The following is a 21535-nucleotide window of genomic DNA, read 5'->3' as shown; positions in this document are numbered from 1 at the left end:
GCCTCTCGCAGGACGACGGCGAGCCGGCCCGAGTCCCGCGACACGGACACCCCGCGCAGACCGACGCCGGTTCCCTCCGGCGCGTCCGGTGCGGAGGCGGGCGACCCGGACGCGGCCGTCGGGTCGCCGCGCGCCGGTGCCGGACGCTCCTGCGGGCAGCGGTGCAGGAGTCGGGCGACGACCGCGAGGGCGACGACCAGCGCACCCTGCGCGAGGGCGAGCGCGCCGAAGGTCGCGTCGCCCGGCAGGCGGCCGTCGGAGCGCCAGCCGGGACGTTCCCAGCCTGCGTACACCAGCGTGAGGACCAGCAGGGCGAGGGCGGCCGACGGCAGCCGGTGCACGAGGTGGGCGTCGAGACCACGGTCCAGCCGGTGTTCGCTGCGGCCCCGGCGGCACACCACCCAGACCGTGGCCAGCGCGCCTGCGGCCAGGGAGGCTTCCAGCAGTCGGCCCAGGACGTCGAGCAGGGCCGGGCCGCCCGCTTCGCGGTCCTGGCGCACGGCCGCGGAACCGACCGCCGCGGCCACCGTCAGCAGGCCCGCCGCGGTGTGCGCCGCGCGCAGTCGTGCCACCAGACGGCGCCCGTACCAGAAGCCGGGCCGGCTGAGCGCGGTGTGTCCGGGGCCGTTCTCCGGTTCGGGCGTGCGGTCGAGGGGTTCCTGGGACTCGTACGCGCGCCAGGTGCGGTGGGAGAGGTACCAGAGGAGGCCGACGAGAGCGGTCGGGACGAGGGCCGCGAGGGCCAGGCGGCGGCCCGGCTCGCTCCACCAGCCGTCGTTCGAGGCCGCCGGCGACAGAAAACCCAGCCAGGAGTGGCGGCGCGAGCACGCGGGCGTGCCCGCGCACTGCCAGGCGGTCAGGTCGAGGGCGACCTCGCAGGCCGCGGCGACGAGCAGCACCGTCAGGCTCAGCGCCGCCAGCCGCACCAGCAGGCCGTACAGGCGTACCGCGCGGATGCGTTCGCGCGCGGCGGGGCGCATCCAGTGGGCGAGGTTGACGACCATGAACGGCAGCAGCAACAGCCACAGGGCGCGGGTGCCGTTGCCGGAGGTGAGGTTGGACCAGACGTAGGCCTCGGGGACGGGGTCGTCGCGGCGGCGGTCGTCGCAGGGGCCGGTGTCCGCGGTGACGTCGTCGGCCCGCCGGTAGACGGCCGCCGTGTCGTCGCCGGTGATCCGCACGGTGCGCGGATCGTTCAGCATCTTCTCGGGCGTGGCGCCACCCACGCCGTGGACCAGGAGTTCCAGGGCGGCTCCGCCCGTACCGGCTGGTTTCACTGTTGGCACTTCCCCCGTGACACGCCGTCGACATGTGTCCGTGCGGGCATAAGGATCGCCGCTCGGGAGGCGTGATACACCTCCCGTCACGGAATCTCCCCGGAGCGTGCGACGGACACGCGCGGGAGGAGGGAAGACACCGTGGGTGACATGACCGCGACGGGGTGGTGGCACGGCTGTGAGCGGGCCGTGCGAGGATGGGACGCCCGCACACCCGCGTCGGCCGCCACGGCGTCGTCGGAGCAGGTGAGCAGGCCTGTCGGACGGTACGAGGGAAAGGACCGGAGCGTACGTGAGTGAGAATCAGAACCTCCTCGCGGAGCAGCGCCGCGCCCTCATCCTGGACGAGGTTCGTCGTCGTGGCGGGGTCCGGGTCAACGAGCTGACCCGCAAGCTCGGCGTGTCGGACATGACGGTGCGCCGCGATCTGGACGCCCTGGCGCGCCAGGGCGTGCTGGAGAAGGTGCACGGCGGCGCGGTGCCGGTCATGGAGGCGAGCACGCACGAGCCCGGCTTCGAGGCGAAGTCGGGCCTGGAGTTGACCGCGAAAGAGGACATCGCGAAGGCAGCGGCGCAGCTCGTCACCCCGGGCAGCGCGATCGCGCTGTCGGGCGGTACGACGACCTACGCGCTGGCGCACCATCTGGTGGACCTGCCGGACCTGACGGTGGTCACCAACTCGGTGCGGGTGGCGGACGTCTTCCACATGGCGCAGCGAACCTCCGGCCCGCGGCAGGGCGCGGCCACGGTCGTGCTGACCGGCGGGGTGCGCACCCCGTCGGACTCGCTGGTGGGGCCGGTGGCCGACCAGGCCATCGCGGCCCTCCACTTCGATGTGCTGTTCCTCGGCGTGCACGGGATATCGGCGGAGGCCGGCCTGTCCACGCCGAACCTGGCGGAGGCCGAGACCAACCGGCGTCTGGTGCAGTCGGCGCGGCGGGTCGTGGTGGTCGCGGACCACACCAAGTGGGGTGTGGTGGGGCTGAGTTCGTTCGCCGCGCTGGAACAGGTGGACACACTGGTGACGGACGCGGGGCTGCCGGGCGCGGCGCGCGCGGAGATCTCCGAGCATCTGCGGCGTCTGGTCGTCGCGGGCGAGCCCGACGAGGATGCAGACATCTGACGGCGCTGCGGCTAGGGTGACCCACCCGTCGACCGAGGGGGTTCGTGCCGCCATGGCCCGTCATCTGCGCCCGGAAGGGCTCGACTTCGTCGACAGCGCTCCCGTGCGCATGGTCTTCGCCCGGGAGGTCTCCGCTCCCCCGGAGCGGGTCTACCGGGCCCTCGCGGACGACGTCGCGGACTGGCCCGAATGGTTCCCGGCCGTGACCGCCGTCCAGCCGCTCGACGGCGGCGCGGGGCGCGACGTACGTCTGCGGGGCGGCATCCGGTTCCGGGAGACGGTCCTCGCGGCGAAGCCGCCGGAGCTGTACGCCTACCGCGTGGACGCGACCGGCGTGCCGGGGGTGCGGGCGCTCGTCGAGGAGTGGCGGCTGACGCCCGCGGGGGCCGGCACACGGGTGCGGTGGACCTTCGCGACGGACGGGACGGCCGTCTACCGGGTCCTGGCCCGGCTGGCGCGGCCGGGGCTGGGGCGGTCCTTCCGGGAAGCCGTCGCCGCCCTGGACCGGCGCCTCGCCGTGTGAGGACCGGCCGGGGCGTCACAGGCCGGGCGTCACCGCGGCCATACGCCGGTGGCCAGCAGTGACTCGATCGCGGCCGTGTAGGGGGCGATGTCCAGGCCCTGCTCGGCGAGCCAGACGTCGGAGTAGTACTTGTCGAGGTAGCGGTCGCCCGGATCGCACAGCAGGGTGACCACGCTGCCCTGACGGCCGTCCGCCACCATCTCGGCGACGATCTTGAGCGCGCTCCACAGTCCGGTGCCCGTGGAGCCGCCCGCCTTGCGGCCGATGGCCTGTTCCAGCGCGCGCACGGCGGCCACGCTGGCCGCGTCGGGGACCTTCATCATCCGGTCGACGGCCCCGGGCACGAAACTGGGTTCCATGCGCGGCCGGCCGATGCCCTCGATGCGGGAGCCGCAGTCACAGGTGACGTCCGGATCGCCGGTGGTCCACCCCTCGAAGAAGCACGAGTTCTCCGGATCGGCGACGCAGACGCGGGTGTCGCGCTGCGTGTAGTGGATGAAACGCGCGAGGGTCGCGGAGGTGCCGCCGGTGCCGGCCGTGGCCACGATCCAGGCGGGTTCCGGAAAGCGCTCCAACTCCAGCTGGCGGAAGATGGATTCGGCGATGTTGTTGTTTCCGCGCCAGTCCGTGGCCCGTTCGGCGTAGGTGAACTGGTCCATGTAGTGGCCGCCGCGGTCCGCCGCGAGACGGGCCGACTCCTCGTACAGGGTGCGGGAGTCGTCGACGAAGTGACACCGGCCGCCGTGGAACTCGATCAGGCGGATCTTCTCGGCGCTCGTCGTACGCGGCATGACGGCGATGAAGGGCACGCCGATCAGCTTCGCGAAGTAGGCCTCGGACACGGCCGTCGAGCCGCTGGAGGCCTCGATCACCGGACGGTCCGGCCGGATCCAGCCGTTGCACAGACCGTAGAGGAAGAGGGAGCGGGCGAGCCGGTGCTTGAGGCTGCCGGTGGGGTGGGTCGACTCGTCCTTGAGATACAGGTCGATGCCCCAGCGCTCGGGCAGCGGGAAGCGCAGCAGGTGCGTGTCGGCCGAGCGGTTGGCGTCCGCCTGGACCTTGCGGACGGCCTCTTTCAGCCAGTCGCGGTAGGCGGTGTCACTGCGGTCGACGTCGAGGGTGGCGCCGGTCCTGGCGGGTGGGGAGGTGGTCACGGCGGGGCTCCTTCAGGCTTCGCGCCGACGGTGGTCCGCGCGGCCGACGCATCGATCATAAACACCTTCCACACGCTTCTCACCTGCATAAACACACCTTTGACGTCCTCAAAGCCGGCCCTGGGGAGCGGGCTGGGGCGAGTGGGGGGCGCATTCGCGCGAGTGCTCCGGGCGGGCACGCCGGGAGTGTTGTGCGCACTGGTGCTCGACGCCGGGCGCGGGCAGACTGCACCGGGCGGGGCGATGGCCCCGGACGGGGTGAGAGCCTCGGCCCGGAGCCGGGTCCCGGTCGGGGGCGCACACGGGATCAGGGGAGAGATCGATCGCGAGGGGGCGGGAAAGCATGGCGGAGCCGGAGTTCACGGCTACGGGCGTGCAGATCGGCAAGCGGCTGCGTTCGCTCACCCGGGCCGGCCAGGTCCGGATCAACGACGGCAGGCTGGAGCTGCTCACCAGTTACGGCAGCGAGATCGACAGTGCGCCCGTGCAGGCGGTCCGCGCCTCCAGGCCCTGGTACGCCGCGGAGGACCGGGCGCTGGCCGATCTCAACGGCAAGCGGTACCTGCTGACCCTCGGCGACCACGATCCGGCGCCGGGCGAGCCCGGACCGCCGGCGGCGCGCCGCTTCATCGAGGCCGTGCGCAGGGCGGCGGGTCGCGGCGGCTGAGGCCGCGCGGCATCGGACGACGACGAGGCGGCCGGACCACCGCGAGTTGCGGTGCGGCACCCGCTGCGTCACTCTGATCTCACGTCACTCTGGGTTTACCGGCGATAACGCTGCGAACCAGCCCGCCGGCCATGACAGCAGGCGGCCGCCTTGCGCAGACGCCCTGCTCGATCCGAACTCCGTGTTCTTCCGGACCTCAGTCGGGGAGTCGCAGCCGTGATCACCAACCCAAGCAGGCACTGCATGGTGGAGCTTCAGGCCCTGCCGTCGCGGATCGGCCAGGTCCGCAGAATCGTATCGGCGCAACTGCGCTACTGGCATATGGACCCGTTGATAGACCGGGCCGCGCTCGGAGTGACCGAGCTGCTGACCAACGTCCACCTGCACGCCCAGCCCGACAAGACGTGCGTCGTGGAGATGGAGCTGCTGCTCGACCGGCTCACCGTCTCCGTGCGCGACCGCGACCCGCGACTGCCGGTCGTCGGGTCCGTCGACCACGAGGCCCTCGCCACCTGTGGGCGCGGGCTGGCGATGGTGGCCGCGGTGAGCGAGAGCTGGGGCGCCCGGCCGGACGGCGAGTCCGGCAAGGTCGTGTGGTTCACGCTCCCGGCGCCCTCCCCCGCCCGCGACGTGTCGGCCCGGCCGACCCGGCGCGCCCCCCGGGAGCAGACCGCGCCCCTGTTCGCGGAGGTCGTCTCCGTCGACGACCTGCTGCCCGCACACGCTCCCGCCCGGTCGGCCGTCGTCGGCTGACCGGGCGGTGACCAATGCTGGACGCACGCGCCCGCCCGGTGTGACCTCCCCCCGACGGGGCGGCCACCGGGCGGGCACGTCGTCTCCCGGCGGTCACGGGACGTCCGAGCGCTCGCCCTAGCGGCCGGACCGGCCGAACTGTTCGTCCAGGACGGACACCCGGCGCCAGTACTCGTCCTCGTCGATCTCACCGGAGGCGAAGCGGCGACCGAGGACGGCGAGCGGGGAGTCGCCGGCCGGACGGTCCACGGGGCCCCAGGGTCCGCGGCGGCCACGCCCGGCCGTGCGGCGCAACAGGGTGACCGCGCCGACGACGACGGCCGCCCAGATCAGCGGAAGGAACAGGATCCAGGGGCCGGGTCCGCCACCGCCCCAGTTCGCCAGGGTGTTCATCTCGGGTCATCTCCTCGGTGAGGTCCTCGTGGACTGCGATGCTTCGAGAGTCCCGCGAGGAAGGGGTCCCGGTCGTCGTACGGGCAGCGGCAGTCGGCGTACCCCCTGGGGAGTAGGCGCGACGCTCCACCGGCGGCGGTCAGGTCGGGCCGCGTGCGTCATGGCCCGATCGGGTCGACGTCTGTCCCGTCGACACGCTGTCCGGGGCGGGCGGGCCGGGCGAGGATGGCCGGCGAGGACGAAGCCGTACGGCCGTCGACACCACAGGTGAGGAGCAGGACAGCCATGGCTCTGGAGATGCGCGACCACTGCGAGCGCTGCGCGACGACCGCCCTGCCGCCCGACGGGCCGGCCCGGATCTGCTCCTACGAGTGCACGTTCTGCGTGCCGTGCGCCGACGCCATGGGCCAGGTCTGCCCCAACTGCGGCGGCGAGTTGACGCCCCGGCCCCGCCGGGCCCCCGCCGCGTGACGCCCCGGCTGCGCACGGGGCGGCAGCGGCGGTCCGGGCGCGGGCTGCTCGCCGGGCGGTCGTCGGTCGCGGGTCAGGCGTCGTCGGCGGATCGGGCGCTGTCGTCGAAGCTGGCGAAGTAGGCGGCGACCATGTCCTCGTCGCCGTGTCCCTGAGCCGCGGCGCGCTCCAGTCGCTCGGCGCTCGCCGCCGCCACGTCCAGCCGGACGCCGTTCCCGCGGCCGGCCTCGACGATCAGACGCGCGTCCTTGGCGGCCGTGGTCACCGCGAACTGTGCGGGCGAGAGCCGGTCGTCGAGGACCAGAGCCGTCTTCGCCTTCAGGTACCCCATGTCGAGCGGGCCGCCCTCGATCAGTTCGAAGAACGCGTGCGGGTCGACGCCCAGGGCCTGCGACAGGGCGAGCACCTCGCCGGCCGCGGCGGTGGCCGCGATGACCCAGCTGTTGGCCACCAGCTTCAGGCGGGTGGCGCTGCCCTCGGCGCCGTCCTCGCCCGTCCACACGGTCCGCGCGCCGACGGCGTCCAGGACGGGGGCCACCGCGTCACGGCCGGCCGGCGGACCCGCCGCGAGCACGGTCAGCTGACCGGCCTCGGCGGGCTGGCGGGTGCCCAGCACGGGCGCGTCGAAGAAGACGAGGTGGTGGGCGCGGGCGAAGGCGGCCAGCTCGCCCACGGCCTCGATCCCGGCGGTGGTCGACTGCACCCAGGCCGCCCCGGCGCGCAGCGCGGGCGCCGCCTCGCGCATGACGTCCAGTGCGGCGGGGCCGTCGTAGAGCATGGTCAGCACGACGTCCGCGCCCTCCACGGCCGCGGCGGGGGTGTCGACGACGTGCACTCCGTCCGCGGCGAGCGGCTCCGCCTTGGCGCGGGTGCGGTTCCAGGCGCGCACGGTGTGGCCGGCCCGGGCGAGGTTGCGGGCCATCGCGGCGCCCATGATGCCCGTGCCGAGGACGCTCACGGTCAGGTTGTCTGTCATACCGTCAACCTACTGGGACGCGGCACGGACCAGGCCGTCCAGCCACGCCTCGCGGCCGTTGGGCATCGGGGTCGGTCGCTCGGCGGCCGGCGCCACCGAATCCGCGGACTGCTGCCCTGCTCCTTCCCGCCCCTCCCCCCGCGGCAGGCCCCGCGGCGCTCCCCGTGCCTCATCCGGCGAGCAGCGCCCCCAGCGGGTCGTCCAGCACCGGCTGCCAGGCCAGCTCGGCCGCGCCGACCAGACTGTTGTGGTCGAGGGAGCAGGCGAGGATGGGCACCCCGCCGCTGTGGCCCCACAGACTGCGGTCGGAGACGACCGCGCGGAGCCGGTCGGGGTCGGCGTCCAGGAGCGTGCCGTGCAGACCGCCGAGGACGATGCGGTCGGGGTTGAGGATGTTGACCAGGCCCGCCAGGCCCAGCCCGAGCCGGTCGATCAGGGCCTCGACGGCCGTGCGGACGACCGGATCGCCGTACTCCTCGCGGACCAGTTCGTTGGCCTGCTGCAGCAGGGAGCCCTCGGGGCCGGGCTCGCGGCCGGCGGCGGTGAGGAGGGCGAGCGGATCGGCCTCGACGTCGAGACAGCCGCGGCTGCCGCAGTGGCAGGGCCGTCCCTCGGGGTTGACGGTGAGGTGGCCGACTTCGAGGGCGAGGCCCGAACTGCCCGTGTGCAGACGGCCGTCGAGCACCAGCGCGCCACCGACGCCACGGTGCCCGGTGGCCACGCACAGCAGATCGCGGGCGCCGCGTCCCGCGCCGTGCCGGTGCTCGGCGAGAGCGGCGAGATTGACGTCGTTGGCCGCGAAGGCGGGGCCGGTGACGCCCACGGACCGGATCCGTTCGGCGAAGATCTCCCGCACCGGCGCACCCGCCGGCCACGCCAGGTGCAGCGGATTCAGCGCCCGCCCCTCGGGCTCGGTAACCGCGGACGGCACGGCGAGCCCGGCGCCCACACAGCGCCTCCCGGTCCGCCGCAGCAGTTCCGCCCCGGCGTCGACGGCGGCCCCGAGGACCTTGGCCGGGTCGGCGTCCACGGTCTCGCAGCTGGGCGTCGTGGCGACGATCCGGCCGCCGAGGCCGACCAACGCGGCACGGAACCCGTCGGAGTGGACCTGTGCGGCCAGCACGACCGGACCTTCGCGTGCCACTTCCAGCCGGTGCGAGGGGCGGCCCTGCGAACCGGCCGCCGCGGCGGGCCTGGCGTCCACCCGGATCAGCCCCAGCGCCTCCAGCTCCGCGGCGACCGCGCCCGCCGTCGCCCGGGTGACGCCGAGTTCCGCGGTGAGCACGGCGCGGGTGGGCGCCCGCCCGGTGTGCACGAGCTCCAACGCGGGCCCGAGCGCTCCGCGCCCCCGGTCCAACCGCGCCCTCGAGGTGGTCCCTTCCCCCGCCGGCCGGGGGTCCGCCTTGCCGCTCATGAGGCCGAGTCTCCCATGATCCGCTTCGTCAGGCGGCGTCCGGGAAGCCGCTGACGCGCAGGGTGACGTTGAGACGTCCCGTCAGTCCCAGCCCGGCCGGGGCCGTGCCCGGCAGCACCCGCGGCACCCCGTGGTACGCGAGCCTGGACGCTCCCCCGAAGACGAACAGGTCGCCGCTGCGCAGTTCGACGTCGGTGTAGGGCCGGGCCCGCGTCCGTGGGTTGCCGAAGCGGAAGACGCAGGCGTCACCGAGGCTCAGGGAGACCACGGGCGCCGTGGACCGCTCGTCGGCGTCACGGTGCATGCCCATCCGGGCGTCGCCCTCATAGAAGTTGATCAACGCGATGTCGTACGCGGCGTCCGCGGCCTGCGCCGGGCCCAGCGCGTCGGACACGGCACGCCGGCCCAGGTCGCCCAGCCAGGCCGGGAAGGGCTTGACAGGCGTGCCGTCGCCGTCCGCGACCGTGCGGGCGTAGGCGTACGGGTACCAGTGCCAGCCCAGGCAGACCTGGCGCGCGGTCATGACGCCGCCGCCGGGTGTGCGGACCGTGCGCAGGCCGGCCGGAGGGCGGGCCCACTCCCGGCAGGCCCGCAGCAGCTCGCGCTGACGGTCGCCGTCCAGCCAGTCGGGCAGGTGGACCGCGCCCGGCGCGATCTGCGCCCGCTCCCGTGGAAACAGCTCGGTGTCCATGTCCCCATCCTCCTCCTCGGCTCCGGCACCCGGCCTGATCTGCGGCTCGGCTAGCCTTGACCCACGATGAACGACGCTATGACGACGCCGTGGGGCGAGGTCGCCCTGGCCCGCTTCCCCGAGGACCCGCGCGAGACGCTGCGCGCCTGGGACGCCGCCGACGCGTATCTGCTCAGGCATCTCGCGGCGCGGGACGTCCCCCCGTCCGGTGAAGTGGTGGTGTTCGGCGACCGCTGGGGCGCGCTGGTCACGGCGCTCGCGGCGCACCGCCCGACCCAGATCGCCGACTCGTGGCTGGGCCAGGAGGCGACCCGGGCGAACCTCGCGCGGGCCTGCGTCGGGACCGGCGCCGTCCGGCTGCTCACCACCCAGGACCCGGTGCCGGAGCGGATCGACGTGCTGCTGGTCAGGGTGCCGAAGAGTCTCGCCCTGCTGGAGGACCAGCTGCTGCGGCTGGCGCCTGCCGTGCACGCGGAAACCGTCGTCGTCGGCGCCGGCATGGTGAAGGAGATCCACACCTCGACGCTGCGGCTGTTCGAGCGGATCATCGGGCCGACCCGGACCTCTCTCGCCGAGCAGAAGGCGCGGCTGGTGTTCTGCACCCCGGACCCGTCGCTGAAGCGCCCCCGCAACCCGTGGCCGCACACCTACGACCTGCCCGACGACGTCGGCGGCGCTCTCCCGGGCCGTCCGGTCGTCAATCACGCGGGAGTGTTCTGCGCCGAACGGCTCGACATCGGCACCCGGTTCTTCCTGCGGCATCTGCCGAGGACGACGGGCCGTCGCAGGGTGGTCGACCTGGGCTGCGGCAACGGGATCGTCGGTACGGCGGTGGCGCTGGCCGACCCGGCCGCCGAGGTGCTGTTCACGGACGAGTCGTTCCAGGCGGTGGCGTCGGCGGAGGCCACCTACAAGGCGAACGGGGTTCCGGGACACGCCGAGTTCCGGGTCGGCGACGGGCTGGCGGGGGTGGCGGACGGCAGCGTGGACCTCGTGCTGAACAACCCGCCGTTCCACTCCCACCAGGCGACGACGGACGCGACGGCGTGGCGCATGTTCACCGGGGCGCGGCGCGCGCTGCGGCCGGGCGGCGAACTGTGGGTGGTGGGCAACCGGCACCTGGGCTACCACGTCAAGCTGAAGCGGCTGTTCGGCGCCTGTGAAACGATCGCGGGCGACCGCAAGTTCGTGGTGCTGAGGGCGGTCAGACCGGAGTGAGCCCCACCCCGACGACGATCCGCTCGACGGTGCGCGCCATGGCCTCGCGGCCCGCGCCGAGGTAGCGGCGGGCGTCGACGACGTCGGGGTTCGCCTCCAGGTAGGCGCGGATCGCGCCGGTCATGGCCTGGTTGAGCGCGGTGCCGACGTTGACCTTGGCGATGCCGCCGGCGACGGCCGCCCGCAGCTCGTGGTCGGGGACCCCGGAGGAACCGTGCAGGACGAGGGGCACGTCGAGGGCCGCAGCGAGCCGCCCGATCAGTTCGTGATCGAGGGCGGCGGTGCGGGCGGTCATCGCATGGACGCTGCCCACGGCCACCGCCAGGGCGTCCACCCCCGACTCGGTGACGAACGCGCGGGCCTCGGCCGGGTCCGTGCGGGCCCCGGCGACATGGGCGCCCTTGCCGCCGATCTCCCCCAGCTCCGCCTCGATCCACAGCCCTCGGGCGTGTGCCCGGACGACGGCGGCGCGCGTCGCGGCGAGGTTGGCCTCGTACGGCAGCCGGGAGGCGTCGTACATGACCGAGCTGAAGCCCGCGTCGGCAGCCTGTCCGAGCAGGGGGTCGCTCTGGACGTGGTCGAGGTGCAACGCGACGGGCACCGGGGCCCGTTCGGCGGCGGCGACGGCCGCCCGGGCCAGCGGCAGCAACCGCCCCTGACGGAACCTGACGGCGTTCTCGCTGACCTGGAGCACGACGGGTGCGCCGGCCGCCTCCGCCCCCGCGACGACGGCCTCGACGTGTTCCAGCGTGACGATGTTGAAGGCCGCGACGGCGGTCCGGGCCGCGCGGGCCCGGGTGACCAGCTCGCCGGTGGTGGTGAGGGGCACGGCGCCTCCGCTTCGGGAGCTTCCGGAGTTTCGAGGGCTTCGGGAACCGCGGGCGCTTCGGGGCAGGGGACTTCAGCGGGCGAGGACGACCGAGCGGGCGAGGTGGCGCGGGCGGTCCGGATCGAGGCCGCGCACGGCGGCGACGGCGACGGCGAGACGCTGGGCCCGGACCAGTTCGGCGAGGGGGTCCAGCGTGCCTCCCACCCACAGCGCGCCGGTGGCGCACGCCTCCTCGGCCAGGCCGTGCGGCGCCTCCCCGAACATCCAGACGGCCGTGCCCCCGGTGCTGATGCTGATGGGACCGTGCCGGTACTCCATCGCGGAGTAGGCCTCCGTCCAGGACAGTGAGGCCTCGCGCATCTTCAGCGCCGCCTCGTTCGCGAGGCCGACCGTCCAGCCTCTCCCCAGGAAGGTGAACTGCCCGCAGTCCACGAGGCCTCGGGGCAGCGGCTCGGCGAGCGCGGTGCGGGCGTCCTCGACGACGGCATCGGTGTGCAGTCCCAGGTGGGCGCGGAGCAGGGTGAGGGCGGTGGTGGCGAACCGGGTCTGCACGACGGAGCGTTCGTCGGCGTAGTCCAGGACGACGACGTGGTCGGCGGCGGTCGCGACCGGGGTGTCCGGGTCGGCGGTGATCGCGGTCGTGGCGGTGCCTCCACGCAACCGGGCGAGCAGGTCGAGGACTTCGGTGGTGGTGCCGGAGCGGGTCAGGGCGACCACCCGGTCGTAGCGGCGGCCGTGCGGGAACTCCGAGGCGGCGAAGGCGTCCGTCTCGCCGTGCCCCGCGTCCTCGCGCAGGGCTGCCGCGGCCTGGGCCATGAAGCAGGAGGTGCCGCAGCCCACGAGCGCCACCCGTTCCCCGGGCTCCGGCAACCCGTCGGCATGCCCGTCGGCTTCGGTCGCGGCCCGGCCCCAGCACGCGGGCTGGTCGCTCAGTTCGTCCTCGACGTGCGTCATGCCCCACCTCTCGCCGACGGTGTCGTGCCTGCACGGTAGAGGCGGCGCTCCCACCACATCAACCGTGCGAGCGGTCCGGGCCGCGGGGGGTCTTCATGGCGGTCGGGACTCCGGGCAGGCCCGACGCCTGCCCGGACTCCCGGCCATGGCTACAGTCCGCGTTCCAGGTGCTCGGCGACCAGCTTCACGAAGCGGCCGGGCTCCTTGGGCCGACCGCCTTCGGCGAGGACCGCGAGTCCGTGCAGCAGTTCCGCGGTCTCGGCGAGTCCCGTGCGGTCCTCACGCTCGTTGTACGCCTGGTTCAGGCCCTTCACGAGCACGTGGTCCGGGTTGAGTTCGAGGATGCGGCGGGCGCGCGGCACCTCCTGTCCCATCGCGCGGTACATGTTCTCCAGCGCCGGGGTGAGGTCGTGCGCGTCGGAGACGATGCAGGCCGGGGAGACCGTCAGGCGCGACGACAGCCGCACCTCCTTGACGTCCTCGTCGAGGTGCTCCTTCATCCAGCCGAGCAGGGCCGCGTACTCCTCGCCCTGCTTCTCCCGTTCGCCGTCGGCCTTCTCGTCGTCCTCGCCGCCGAGGTCGACCTCGCCCTTGGCCACCGACCGCAGCGGCTTGCCCTCGAACTCGCCGACCGCGTCGACCCACACCTCGTCGACCGGGTCGGTGAGGAGCAGGACCTCGATGCCCTTGGCCCGGAACGCCTCCATGTGCGGTGAGTTCTCGATGCTCTGCCGGGACTCGCCGGTCAGGTAGTAGACGGCGTCCTGCCCGTCCTTCATCCGTTCGACATAGCTCTTCAGCGTGGTCGGCTCGTCCTCGCTGTGCGTGGTCGCGAACGACGACACGGCGAGGAGGGTCTCGCGGTTGTCGGAGTCGGTCAGCAGCCCCTCCTTCAGGACGGCGCCGAACTCCCGCCAGAACGTGGCGTAGCGCTCGGGAGCCGCGGTCATCATGTCCTTGACCGTGGACACGACCTTCTTGGTGAGCCGGCGCTGCATCATCCGGATGTGCCGGTCCTGCTGGAGGATCTCGCGGGAGACGTTCAGCGAGAGATCCGCCGCGTCGACCACGCCCTTGACGAAGCGCAGATACGGCGGCAGCAGCGCCTCGCAGTCGTCCATGATGAAGACGCGCTTCACATACAGCTGCACTCCGCGCTTGTAGCCCTGGTTGTACAGGTCGTGCGGGGCGTGCGACGGGACGAACAGCAGCGCCTGGTACTCGAAGGTGCCTTCCGCCTGGAGCCGGATCGTCTCCAGCGGTTCGCGCCAGTCGTGGCTGATGTGCTTGTACAGCTCGTGGTACTCGTCGTCGGACACGTCCTCGCGCGAGCGCGCCCACAGTGCCTTCATCGAGTTCAGCGTCTCGGGTTCGCGCGCGGCGCCGGCCTCGTCGTCGGAGCCGTCGGCGGTGTCGTCGGCTCCGGAAGCGGCCGCCTTCGGCACCATCCGGATCGGCCAGGTGATGAAGTCGGAGTAGCGCTTGACGATCTCCCTGATCGTCCAGTCCGAGGTGTAGTCGTGCAGCTGGTCGTCGGAGTCGGCCGGCTTCAGGTGGAGGGTGACGGTCGTGCCCTGCGGGGCGTCGTCCACCCGCTCCAGGGTGTACGTGCCCTCGCCGCGCGAGGACCAGCGGGTGCCCTGGCCCTCGCCGGCCCGCCGGGTCAGCAGCGTCATCTCGTCGGCCACCATGAAGCCCGAGTAGAAGCCGACGCCGAACTGCCCGATGAGCCCCTCGGCCCCGGCCTCGTCCTGCGCCTCGCGGAGTTCCTGGACGAACTTCGCCGTGCCCGAGTTGGCGATGGTGCCGATCAGCCGGCCGACCTCGTCGTAGGACATGCCGATGCCGTTGTCGCGCACCGTCAGGGTGCGGGCCTCGGTGTCGGTCTCGATGTCGATGTGCAGGTCGGAGACGTCGGCGTCGAGCGTGTCGTCCCGCAGCGCGGCGAGGCGCAGCTTGTCCAGCGCGTCGGAGGCGTTGGAGACGAGCTCGCGGAGAAAGACGTCCTTGTTCGAGTAGACCGAGTGGATCATCAACTGGAGCAGCTGACGGGCCTCTACCTGGAACTCAAACGTTTCGGTCGACATGATGGGCGTGTACCTCACAGTTCCGGAGTCTCCTGAACGGGCGACAGCCACTCTAAAACACCAAGTCAGCGTGGGCTGCCCGGCGTTCTGATCGCGGCGTCGGCGGTCCTCAGCGCATGAGCGCGCCGCGCACGGTGAGGCCGTAGCCCAAGCGCAGCCGTCGCAGTTCCCACAGGGCGACCGCGGTCACCGAGAAGGGGGCGCCCAGCACGAGCAGCACCCGCAGCGGCCCCGGCACGCCTTCGTACGCCCCGGTCAGCACGTCGACGAGCGCCATCTCCCAGACGAGGACCAGCGCCAGCAGCGGCGGAACCGTCTCGTGGATGTCGGCGGTGCGGAACACGTGCGTGAGGGACATCCCGATGCCGTAGGCGACGAACGGCAGGACCCAGACCAGCATGAACAGGACGACGACGACGGTCACCGCCACCATCACCGCGTTCGTGGCGAGCCGGCCGTCCATGAGACCGGTGAGCACGGCGGCCGGGAAGAGGGCGACGCCGCCGATCAGCGCCAGGATCGCGCCGAGCGGCTTGCGGGCCCGCCGCAGCAGTTCCCGCCTCGCCGGGGGGCGGGCCATGCCGATCAGCACACCGACGACCACCGGGAAGGTCACCGACAGGACGAGGACGGCGTTCCAGGACTGGTCGAGTCGGTCGTCCGCGAGGTCCTGCACGGACGCGGCGAGTTTGTAGGAGAACGTCACCCACACCACCGCGGCGAGTCCGACGACGGTGCGGATGCGCTGCATACGGGCGACCACCGGGTCGTCGACCCGGCCGGGCCGCGAGGGGCGGAAGACCTTGCGGCCGGCCGCGATGGGCCCGACGGCATTCCACGTCCGCCGCACCAGCCCCGCCCGCCGCACGGGCGGCGGCGTCGGCTGCGGGCCGTACGGGCCGTAGGGGCGGTACGGGTCATAGGGCGGTTGGCCGCCCTGCTGGTTCCAGGCGTTCATGAGTTCGGCTCCCCCGAGTCGCGGCTGAGACTTCCGACGCGTCGCGAAATCCTAGTGGTCGCACCGGCGCATGCCGGAGATACACCGAGATCAGCGCAGAATCTCCGCCACCTCCGCGAACCCGTCGGCACGGCTCCACCGAAGCCGCGTGGACGACTCGGTGGAACCCCTGGTGAACACGAGGCCCCGCGGGTCGCCCGTGGCGGCGACCTTCGTCCAGCCGTCGAAGTCCTCGGTGAGTTTCGTGTCCCACCGGGTGAGGTCGTCCGTGCCGACCGCGGCGAGCGACTCCGTGGGCGGCTCACCGTCGTAGCAGTAGTCGCCCCAGTCCGCGATGACGGCGACCGTGTCGCCGAAGGCCTTCAGCGTGGCGCTGTGACACCGGTCCGTCCTGGTCGTGTACACCATGTGCGGCGCGCTCCACTCCCCCGAAGCCTCCCGGTGCCGCTCCGCGAGTCCGCGGCCGGCGAGGTAGACCACGCCCACGCGCCGGCCGTCGGACAGTCCGGCCTCCGCGTCGAACCGGGGGGCCGGAGCGGGGCGCGGGGAGACCCGAGCCCCCGTCGCGGTGGACGGCGCTCTTCCGGCGCCCCCTTCCGGCCCGCCGCACGCCGCCACGAGGCCCGTCGCCAGGACCGCTCCCGCCCAGGCCCGCAACCGTGGTCCGCTCATCCGCATCCCCCGATGATCCCACCGCCGCCGCGGGGCGCGGCCGCTCAGTCGATTGCGGACGGTCTTCGGCGCGGGGCGTCGACGGTGAGGCCGTCCCGCCGGGCGACGGCCGTGCCGTTCGTGGGCGCACCCGGGCGGCGGTCGGCCGCGCGCCGGATATTCCTCCTCGTGATCGCGCTCCATCCGGCAGACTCCCCCCATGGAGACTGCCGAGTTCATCCGCGTCCTGGACCGGGAGGGCCGCTCGCTGGCCGCCGCGGCTGCGCAGGCCGGCCCCGACGCGAAGGTACCGACCTGCCCGGAGTGGCAGGTGAGGGAGCTGCTGCGGCACACGGGCACGGTGCATCGCTGGGCGACCTCGTTCGTCGCCGGGGGTCACACCTCGTACCTTCCCTTCGGCGAACCGCCGGACCTCGACGGCGAACCGCTCCTGGACTGGTTCCGTGAGGGGCACCTGCGGCTGGTCGGCACCCTGTCCGACGCGTCCCCCGACCTGGCGTGCTGGCATTTTCTGCCCGCCCCGTCGCCGCTCGCGTTCTGGGCCCGGCGGCAGGCCCATGAGACGGCGGTGCATCGCGTGGACGCCGACGCGGCCCGCGGCCGCGATCTCCAGGAGGTCGCCAGGGACATGGACGCCGGCTTCGCGGCGGACGGGATCGACGAACTGCTGCGCGGGTTCCACGCGCGCGCCAAGAGCAGGGTGCGCACGGAGGAGCCAGCGGTGTTGAGGGTGCGGGCGACCGACACGTCCGACGCGGTGTGGACCGTGCGTCTGTCGGCCGAACCGCCGGTGACGGAACGCGGCTCCGAAGGGGCGGCGGACTGCGAGGTGTCGGGTCCGGCGGCGACGCTCTATCTGTCGCTGTGGAACCGGCTGCCGCTGCCCGCCGTGTCCGGCGACGCCTCGCTCGCGACGCTGTGGCGGGACGCGTCCGGCGTGAACTGACCTGCCGCTGTGGTCAGTCGGCGAGCATGCGGGTCAACACCGCGCGCTGCACGGGCCTCACGTCGGCGTGCAGCGTGCGGCCCTTCGCCGTCAACGCGACCCGGACCCCCCGGCGGTCCTCGGCGCACAGGCCGCGCTCGACCAGGCCGTCCTTCTCCAGACGGGCGACGAGCCGCGACAGCGCGCTCTGACTGAGGTGGACCCGCTCGGCGATCTCCTGGACGCGGTAGGCGCACGAGCCGTCCGGTGCGGGCGACCCGGCGAGAACGTCCAGCACCTCGAAGTCGCTTGCGCACAGGCCGTGTCGGTGCAGCGCACGGTCGAGTTCACACTGGGTGCGCGCGTGCAGGGCCAGCATGTCCCGCCACTGCTCCACGAGCGCCTGTTCGTCCCCGGCCCCGCCTCTCGTCCCCGCCATGGGGCGCACCGTAGCAGAGAACCGAATTCATTGCAGCAGAATTAAATGCCCTTGCATTCGATGCATGTGCATGTAGTGTCTTCGCCATGACCTCTCCGCTCCCCACCTCCGCGCCCCCTCTCCCCGAGGGCCGCTGGAACGCCCGCCTGTGGGGCACCCTGCTGGTGCTGTGCGCCGCGATGTTCCTGGACGCGCTCGATGTGTCCATGGTCGGCGTCGCCCTGCCGTCCATCGGCTCCGACCTCGGACTCTCCACCTCGACCCTGCAGTGGATCGTCAGCGGCTACATCCTGGGCTACGGCGGCCTGCTCCTCCTCGGCGGCCGCACGGCCGACCTGCTCGGCCGCCGCCAGGTCTTCCTGGTCGCCCTCGGCGTCTTCGCGCTGGCCTCCCTGCTCGGCGGCCTCGTCGACTCGGGCCCGCTGCTGATCGCCAGCCGCTTCATCAAGGGTCTGAGCGCGGCCTTCACGGCCCCGGCCGGTCTGTCGATCATCACCACGACGTTCCCGGAGGGCCCCCTGCGCAACCGCGCCCTCTCCATCTACACCACCTGCGCCGCCACCGGCTTCTCGATGGGGCTGGTCCTCTCCGGCCTGCTCACCGAGGCGAGTTGGCGGCTGACCATGCTGCTGCCCGCGCCGATCGCCCTGATCGCGCTGGCCGCGGGCCTCAGACTGCTGCCGCGCAGCGAACGGGAGAAGGACCACGACGGCTACGACATCCCCGGCGCCGTCCTCGGCACGGCGTCCATGCTGCTGCTGGTCTACACCGTGGTCCAGGCCCCGCAGTCCGGCTGGACGTCCGCCCGCACCCTGCTCTCCTTCCTCGCCGTCGCCGTGCTGCTGACCGTCTTCGTCTCGGTCGAGCGCCGCTCGGCGGGCCCGCTGATCCGGCTCGCAGTGCTGCGCTCCGGCAGTCAGGTCCGCGCCCAGCTCGGCGCCATGGCGTTCTTCGGCTCCTACGTCGGGTTCCAGTTCCTGGCCACCCTGTACATGCAGACACTGCTCGGCTGGTCGGCGCTGCACACGGCGCTCGCGTTCCTGCCGGCCGGCGCGCTGGTGGCGGTCTCCTCGACCAAGGTCGGCTCGATCGTGGACCGGTTCGGCACTCCTCGGCTGATCGCCGCGGGCTTCGCCTTCATGGTCGCCGGGTACGCCCTGTTCCTGCGCGTCGATCTCGACCCGGTCTACGCCTCCGTCATCCTGCCCTCGATGCTGCTGATCGGCGCGGCCTGCGCGCTGGTCTTCCCCTCCCTCAACATCCAGGCCACCAACGGAGTCGCAAACCACGAGCAGGGCATGGTCTCCGGCCTGCTGAACACGTCGGTGCAGGTGGGCGGCGCGATCTTCCTCGCGGTCGTCACGGCCGTGGTGACCGCCGGCGCCCCCGCCGACCCCACTCCGCAGGCCGTTCTCGACAGCTACCGGCCCGGACTGACGGTCGTGACGGTCATCGCCGCAGCGGGCCTGCTCATCACCCTCCCCGGCCTGCGCTCCCGCCGCGCCCCCGGCTCGGTCGTGGTCGCCAGGTCCACCGCGCCGCGGACGAGGACGGTCGCGCGGACGGACCCGCGGACGGACATCGAGGCGGCGGCCGGGACGGTGACGACCGAGACCGGCATCGAGACGGAGACCGTCGGGGCCCGCGAGTAGGGCGGGATCGCGGACGCGTGTGCGCCCGGCGGGCCGGACTGGCCCGCCGGGCGCACACCTGTGACACTCGCCCCATGAGCGGTTACGGGCAGCGGCGGCGATCGCAGGCCGAGCGGGACGCGATCACCGTCGAGATCGGATACGCGCTGTTCAGCGCGGCGTTCGCGGCGGCGGTGCTGTTCGGCGCGGCGGCCGGACCGGCGCTGCTGTTCGAACTGCCGCCCACGGTGGAGAAGTTGTCGCTGCGCACCGGTCTGGCGCTCGCTCCCCTGGTCTTCCTGGTCCGGGTGGTGTCCGTGCTGGTCCGCTTCCGCCGGGACGCTCAGCCCAGCCAGCCCGGCCGGACCAGCCCCGACTCGTAGGCCAGGACCACGAGTTGAGCCCGGTCCCGCGCGCCCAGCTTCACCATCGTGCGGCTGACATGGGTCTTCGCGGTGAGCGGGCTCACGACCAGGCGGCGGGCGATCTCCTCGTTGGAGAGGCCGATCCCGACCAGCGCCATCACCTCCCGCTCCCGCTCGGTGAGCCGGGCCAGCGCGTCGGCGGTGGCCGGCTCCTTGGAGCGGGCGGCGAACTCGGCGATGAGCCTGCGCGTCACTCCCGGCGAGAGGAGCGCGTCTCCGGCGACCACCGCCCGTACGGCACGCAGGAGTTCGTCGGGTTCGGTGTCCTTGACGAGAAAGCCGGATGCGCCCGAGCGGATCGCCTCGAAGACGTACTCGTCCAGCTCGAAGGTGGTGAGCATGACCACCCTGATTTGGGCGAGCGCCTCGTCCTCGGTGATCCTGCGGGTCGCGGCGAGCCCGTCGAGCAACGGCATCCGGATGTCCATCAGCACGACGTCGGGCCGCAGTTCCCGCACCGCCCGCACCGCTTGCGCCCCGTCGGCTGCCTCGCCGGCCACCTCGATGTCCGGCTGCGCGTCGAGCAGCGCCCGGAACCCCGCCCGGACCAACGACTGGTCGTCGGCGAGCAGTACGCGGATCACGGCTCCTCCCTCGCTCACTGGTCGACTCCGGTCCTCGTCGGGAGCACGGCAAGGACGCGGAAGCCGCCGTCGGGCCGCTGTCCCGCCTCGATCGTGCCACCGAGCGCCGCGGCCCGCTCCCGCATTCCGGCGAGACCGTTGCCGCTGCCGCCCGCCTCCGCACCGGTCGCGGGTCCGTCGTCGTCGACCCGGATCCGGAGCGTCGCGCCGCTGTCGTCGAGCCGCACGCGCGCGTGACGTGAGCCCGAGTGCCGGACGACGTTGGTGAGAGCCTCCTGGACGATCCGGAACGCGGCGAGGTCGGTGTGGGGCGGCAGCCGGGGCGCCCGGCCGGCCACGTCGACCGTGAGACCGGCGCGCCCAGCCTGTTCCACCAGCTCCGGCAGCCGGTCCAGGCCGGGGGCGGGAGCACGCGGCGCGTCGCCCGGGGTGCGCAGGGAGTCCAGCACCTGGCGCACCTCGCCCAGCGCCTCCTTGCTGGCGGACCTGATGGTGGTGAGCGCCGTGCGCGCCTGTTCCGGGTCGGAGTCGAGGAGGGCGAGGCCCACGCCCGCCTGCACATTGATGACCGAGAGGCTGTGGGCGAGGACGTCGTGCAGTTCGCGGGCGATGCGCAGCCGTTCCTCGCCTGCGCGCCGCCGGGCCGCCTGAGCGCGTTCGGCCCGCTCCCGGGCCCACTGCTCCCGGCGGATCCGGGCCAGCTCCGCGATCGCCACGATCGCCACGACCCATCCGGCGACCACGATCTCCTGCCCCAAGGGGGCCGGATGGTCCCCGGCCGGCGGCAGCCACCGGTACAGCCAGTGCGCCACCAGCAGATGGACGGCCCACAGCATGCCCAGGGCCGTCCAGGCGGCCCGGCGGCGCCCCGCGACGACGGCGGAGCAGCACGCCACCGCCACGGTGAGGAAGACCGGCCCGTACGGGTAACCCGCGCCCAGATAGACCGCCACCGCGGCGGCCGTGCCGAACACGACCGCCACAGGTCGCCGAAGCCGCCACAGCAACAGCCCGGAGGCGACGAGCAGCAGGGCCCTCGCGAAGAGATCGGGCGAGGCCCGCTCGCCGTCCTGCGCATGGGCGGCGAAGGCGGAGCCGGCGAACACGAACACGGTGATCAGCGCGGTGGAGCGCCAGGGCAGACGCCCCGCGTCCGGCTCCGCGCCCTCTCGGCCCTTCCAGGGGCGCAGCCACGGCGTCGGCCCGCGCCGCCGCCACCACCGCCGCGGGCCGCCCGGCCCGCGCACCCGCTCTTCGTCCATGTCCGCCACGCTAGACGCGCCGGGCCGGCGCGGACGTCCGCCGGGCGAGGTGAGCGGCCGTACTCCCCTGGAAGTAGGCGTGGACGGTGGACGTCCGCGGCGGGCCACA

General features: G+C 73.2%; 22 protein-coding genes and 1 pseudogene. 9 read left to right on the top strand and 14 right to left on the bottom strand.

The annotated features are described in order from the left end of the window. Positions 1-1277 (bottom strand): annotated as a pseudogene (locus tag BG482_RS28320) (hypothetical protein); the annotation flags it as partial. A gap of 292 nt (positions 1278-1569) precedes the next feature. Between BG482_RS28320 and BG482_RS28315 the strand changes: the two are divergent. Then, positions 1570-2400 (top strand): DeoR/GlpR family DNA-binding transcription regulator, encoded by an 831-nt coding sequence (locus BG482_RS28315; RefSeq protein WP_069771991.1) that lies wholly within the window; start codon positions 1570-1572, stop codon positions 2398-2400. Between the two features lie 52 nt (positions 2401-2452). Further along, positions 2453-2923 (top strand): SRPBCC family protein, encoded by a 471-nt coding sequence (locus BG482_RS28310; RefSeq protein ID WP_069771990.1) that lies wholly within the window; start codon positions 2453-2455, stop codon positions 2921-2923. Positions 2924-2952: 29 nt separating this feature from the next. Here BG482_RS28310 and BG482_RS28305 read toward each other — a convergent pair whose 3' ends face one another. Beyond that, positions 2953-4077 carry a PLP-dependent cysteine synthase family protein gene (locus BG482_RS28305; protein ID WP_069771989.1) on the bottom strand — a complete coding sequence of 375 codons (1125 nt, stop codon included), beginning with the start codon at positions 4075-4077 and terminating at the stop codon, positions 2953-2955. Between the two features lie 343 nt (positions 4078-4420). Between BG482_RS28305 and BG482_RS28300 the strand changes: the two genes are divergently transcribed. Next, positions 4421-4744, top strand: a complete 324-nt coding sequence (locus BG482_RS28300) for a hypothetical protein (RefSeq protein ID WP_069771988.1) — start codon at positions 4421-4423, stop codon at positions 4742-4744. 243 nt (positions 4745-4987) lie between these two features. Beyond that, positions 4988-5497 (top strand): ATP-binding protein, encoded by a 510-nt coding sequence (locus tag BG482_RS28295; protein WP_256096493.1) that lies wholly within the window; start codon positions 4988-4990, stop codon positions 5495-5497. A gap of 117 nt (positions 5498-5614) precedes the next feature. Here the strand turns inward: BG482_RS28295 and BG482_RS28290 are convergent, their stop codons facing one another. Then, on the bottom strand, positions 5615-5890 hold the full coding sequence (locus BG482_RS28290) for an SHOCT domain-containing protein (RefSeq protein WP_069771987.1): 276 nt from the start codon (positions 5888-5890) through the stop codon (positions 5615-5617). A gap of 285 nt (positions 5891-6175) precedes the next feature. Here BG482_RS28290 and BG482_RS28285 point away from each other — a divergent pair, with 285 nt between their 5' ends. Further along, a complete protein-coding gene (locus BG482_RS28285) occupies positions 6176-6361 on the top strand; it encodes a DUF1272 domain-containing protein (RefSeq protein WP_069771986.1) in 186 nt (61 codons plus the stop codon). A gap of 73 nt (positions 6362-6434) precedes the next feature. Here the strand turns inward: BG482_RS28285 and BG482_RS28280 are convergent, their stop codons facing one another. From BG482_RS28280 to BG482_RS28270, 3 genes are all read right to left on the bottom strand, one after another. After that, positions 6435-7337: an NAD(P)-dependent oxidoreductase gene (locus tag BG482_RS28280; protein WP_069771985.1), complete on the bottom strand. Its 903-nt coding sequence runs from the start codon at positions 7335-7337 to the stop codon at positions 6435-6437. Between the two features lie 169 nt (positions 7338-7506). Further along, the gene (locus BG482_RS28275; protein ID WP_069771984.1) at positions 7507-8751 is read right to left on the bottom strand and encodes an ROK family protein; all 1245 of its coding nucleotides are present in this window, start codon (positions 8749-8751) and stop codon (positions 7507-7509) included. A 28-nt stretch (positions 8752-8779) separates the two neighbouring features. Continuing rightward, the gene (locus BG482_RS28270) at positions 8780-9442 is read right to left on the bottom strand and encodes an alpha-ketoglutarate-dependent dioxygenase AlkB (protein ID WP_069771983.1); all 663 of its coding nucleotides are present in this window, start codon (positions 9440-9442) and stop codon (positions 8780-8782) included. Positions 9443-9520: 78 nt separating this feature from the next. On the opposite strand from BG482_RS28270, the gene BG482_RS28265 reads away from it, so the two are divergent. Further along, positions 9521-10660 (top strand): methyltransferase, encoded by a 1140-nt coding sequence (locus tag BG482_RS28265; protein WP_069771982.1) that lies wholly within the window; start codon positions 9521-9523, stop codon positions 10658-10660. Here BG482_RS28265 and BG482_RS28260 read toward each other — a convergent pair. The 5 genes from BG482_RS28260 to BG482_RS28240 form a co-directional block, all read right to left on the bottom strand. After that, the gene (locus BG482_RS28260; protein WP_069771981.1) at positions 10647-11489 is read right to left on the bottom strand and encodes a ketose-bisphosphate aldolase; all 843 of its coding nucleotides are present in this window, start codon (positions 11487-11489) and stop codon (positions 10647-10649) included. The two genes, BG482_RS28265 and BG482_RS28260, sit on opposite strands and share 14 nt — an antisense overlap. Before the next feature lie 72 nt (positions 11490-11561). Next, positions 11562-12443: an SIS domain-containing protein gene (locus BG482_RS28255; RefSeq protein WP_069771980.1), complete on the bottom strand. Its 882-nt coding sequence runs from the start codon at positions 12441-12443 to the stop codon at positions 11562-11564. A gap of 149 nt (positions 12444-12592) precedes the next feature. Continuing rightward, positions 12593-14530, bottom strand: a complete 1938-nt coding sequence (gene htpG, locus BG482_RS28250) for a molecular chaperone HtpG (RefSeq protein ID WP_069771979.1) — start codon at positions 14528-14530, stop codon at positions 12593-12595. 109 nt (positions 14531-14639) lie between these two features. Further along, positions 14640-15488, bottom strand: a complete 849-nt coding sequence (locus BG482_RS28245; protein WP_256096492.1) for a hypothetical protein — start codon at positions 15486-15488, stop codon at positions 14640-14642. A 90-nt stretch (positions 15489-15578) separates the two neighbouring features. Next, positions 15579-16160, bottom strand: a complete 582-nt coding sequence (locus BG482_RS28240) for a hypothetical protein (RefSeq protein ID WP_107450788.1) — start codon at positions 16158-16160, stop codon at positions 15579-15581. A gap of 199 nt (positions 16161-16359) precedes the next feature. On the opposite strand from BG482_RS28240, the gene BG482_RS28235 reads away from it, so the two are divergent. Next, positions 16360-17106: a maleylpyruvate isomerase family mycothiol-dependent enzyme gene (locus BG482_RS28235; RefSeq protein ID WP_069771977.1), complete on the top strand. Its 747-nt coding sequence runs from the start codon at positions 16360-16362 to the stop codon at positions 17104-17106. 13 nt (positions 17107-17119) lie between these two features. Here the strand turns inward: BG482_RS28235 and BG482_RS28230 are convergent, their stop codons facing one another. Continuing rightward, positions 17120-17524, bottom strand: coding sequence for a MarR family winged helix-turn-helix transcriptional regulator (locus BG482_RS28230; RefSeq protein WP_069771976.1), 405 nt, complete (start codon positions 17522-17524; stop codon positions 17120-17122). Positions 17525-17610: 86 nt separating this feature from the next. Between BG482_RS28230 and BG482_RS28225 the strand changes: the two genes are divergently transcribed. Both BG482_RS28225 and BG482_RS28220 read left to right on the top strand, forming a co-directional pair. Continuing rightward, complete coding sequence (locus BG482_RS28225; RefSeq protein ID WP_256096491.1) at positions 17611-19176, top strand: MFS transporter; 1566 nt, start codon at positions 17611-17613, stop codon at positions 19174-19176. Between the two features lie 74 nt (positions 19177-19250). Next, a complete protein-coding gene (locus tag BG482_RS28220; RefSeq protein ID WP_069771975.1) occupies positions 19251-19538 on the top strand; it encodes a DUF6332 family protein in 288 nt (95 codons plus the stop codon). Here BG482_RS28220 and BG482_RS28215 read toward each other — a convergent pair. Continuing rightward, a complete protein-coding gene (locus BG482_RS28215) occupies positions 19499-20164 on the bottom strand; it encodes a response regulator transcription factor (protein WP_069771999.1) in 666 nt (221 codons plus the stop codon). The genes BG482_RS28220 and BG482_RS28215 overlap by 40 nt on opposite strands. A 14-nt stretch (positions 20165-20178) precedes the next feature. Further along, positions 20179-21426, bottom strand: coding sequence for a sensor histidine kinase (locus BG482_RS28210; protein ID WP_107450786.1), 1248 nt, complete (start codon positions 21424-21426; stop codon positions 20179-20181). Positions 21427-21535: the final 109 nt, after the last annotated feature.

Origin of the sequence: Streptomyces sp. LUP30 (assembly GCF_001746365.1) — a bacterium.
GTDB lineage: Bacteria > Actinomycetota > Actinomycetes > Streptomycetales > Streptomycetaceae > Streptomyces.
The sequence above is the reverse complement of the archived record's forward strand: the minus strand, read 5'-3'. Positions and strand labels throughout refer to the sequence as shown.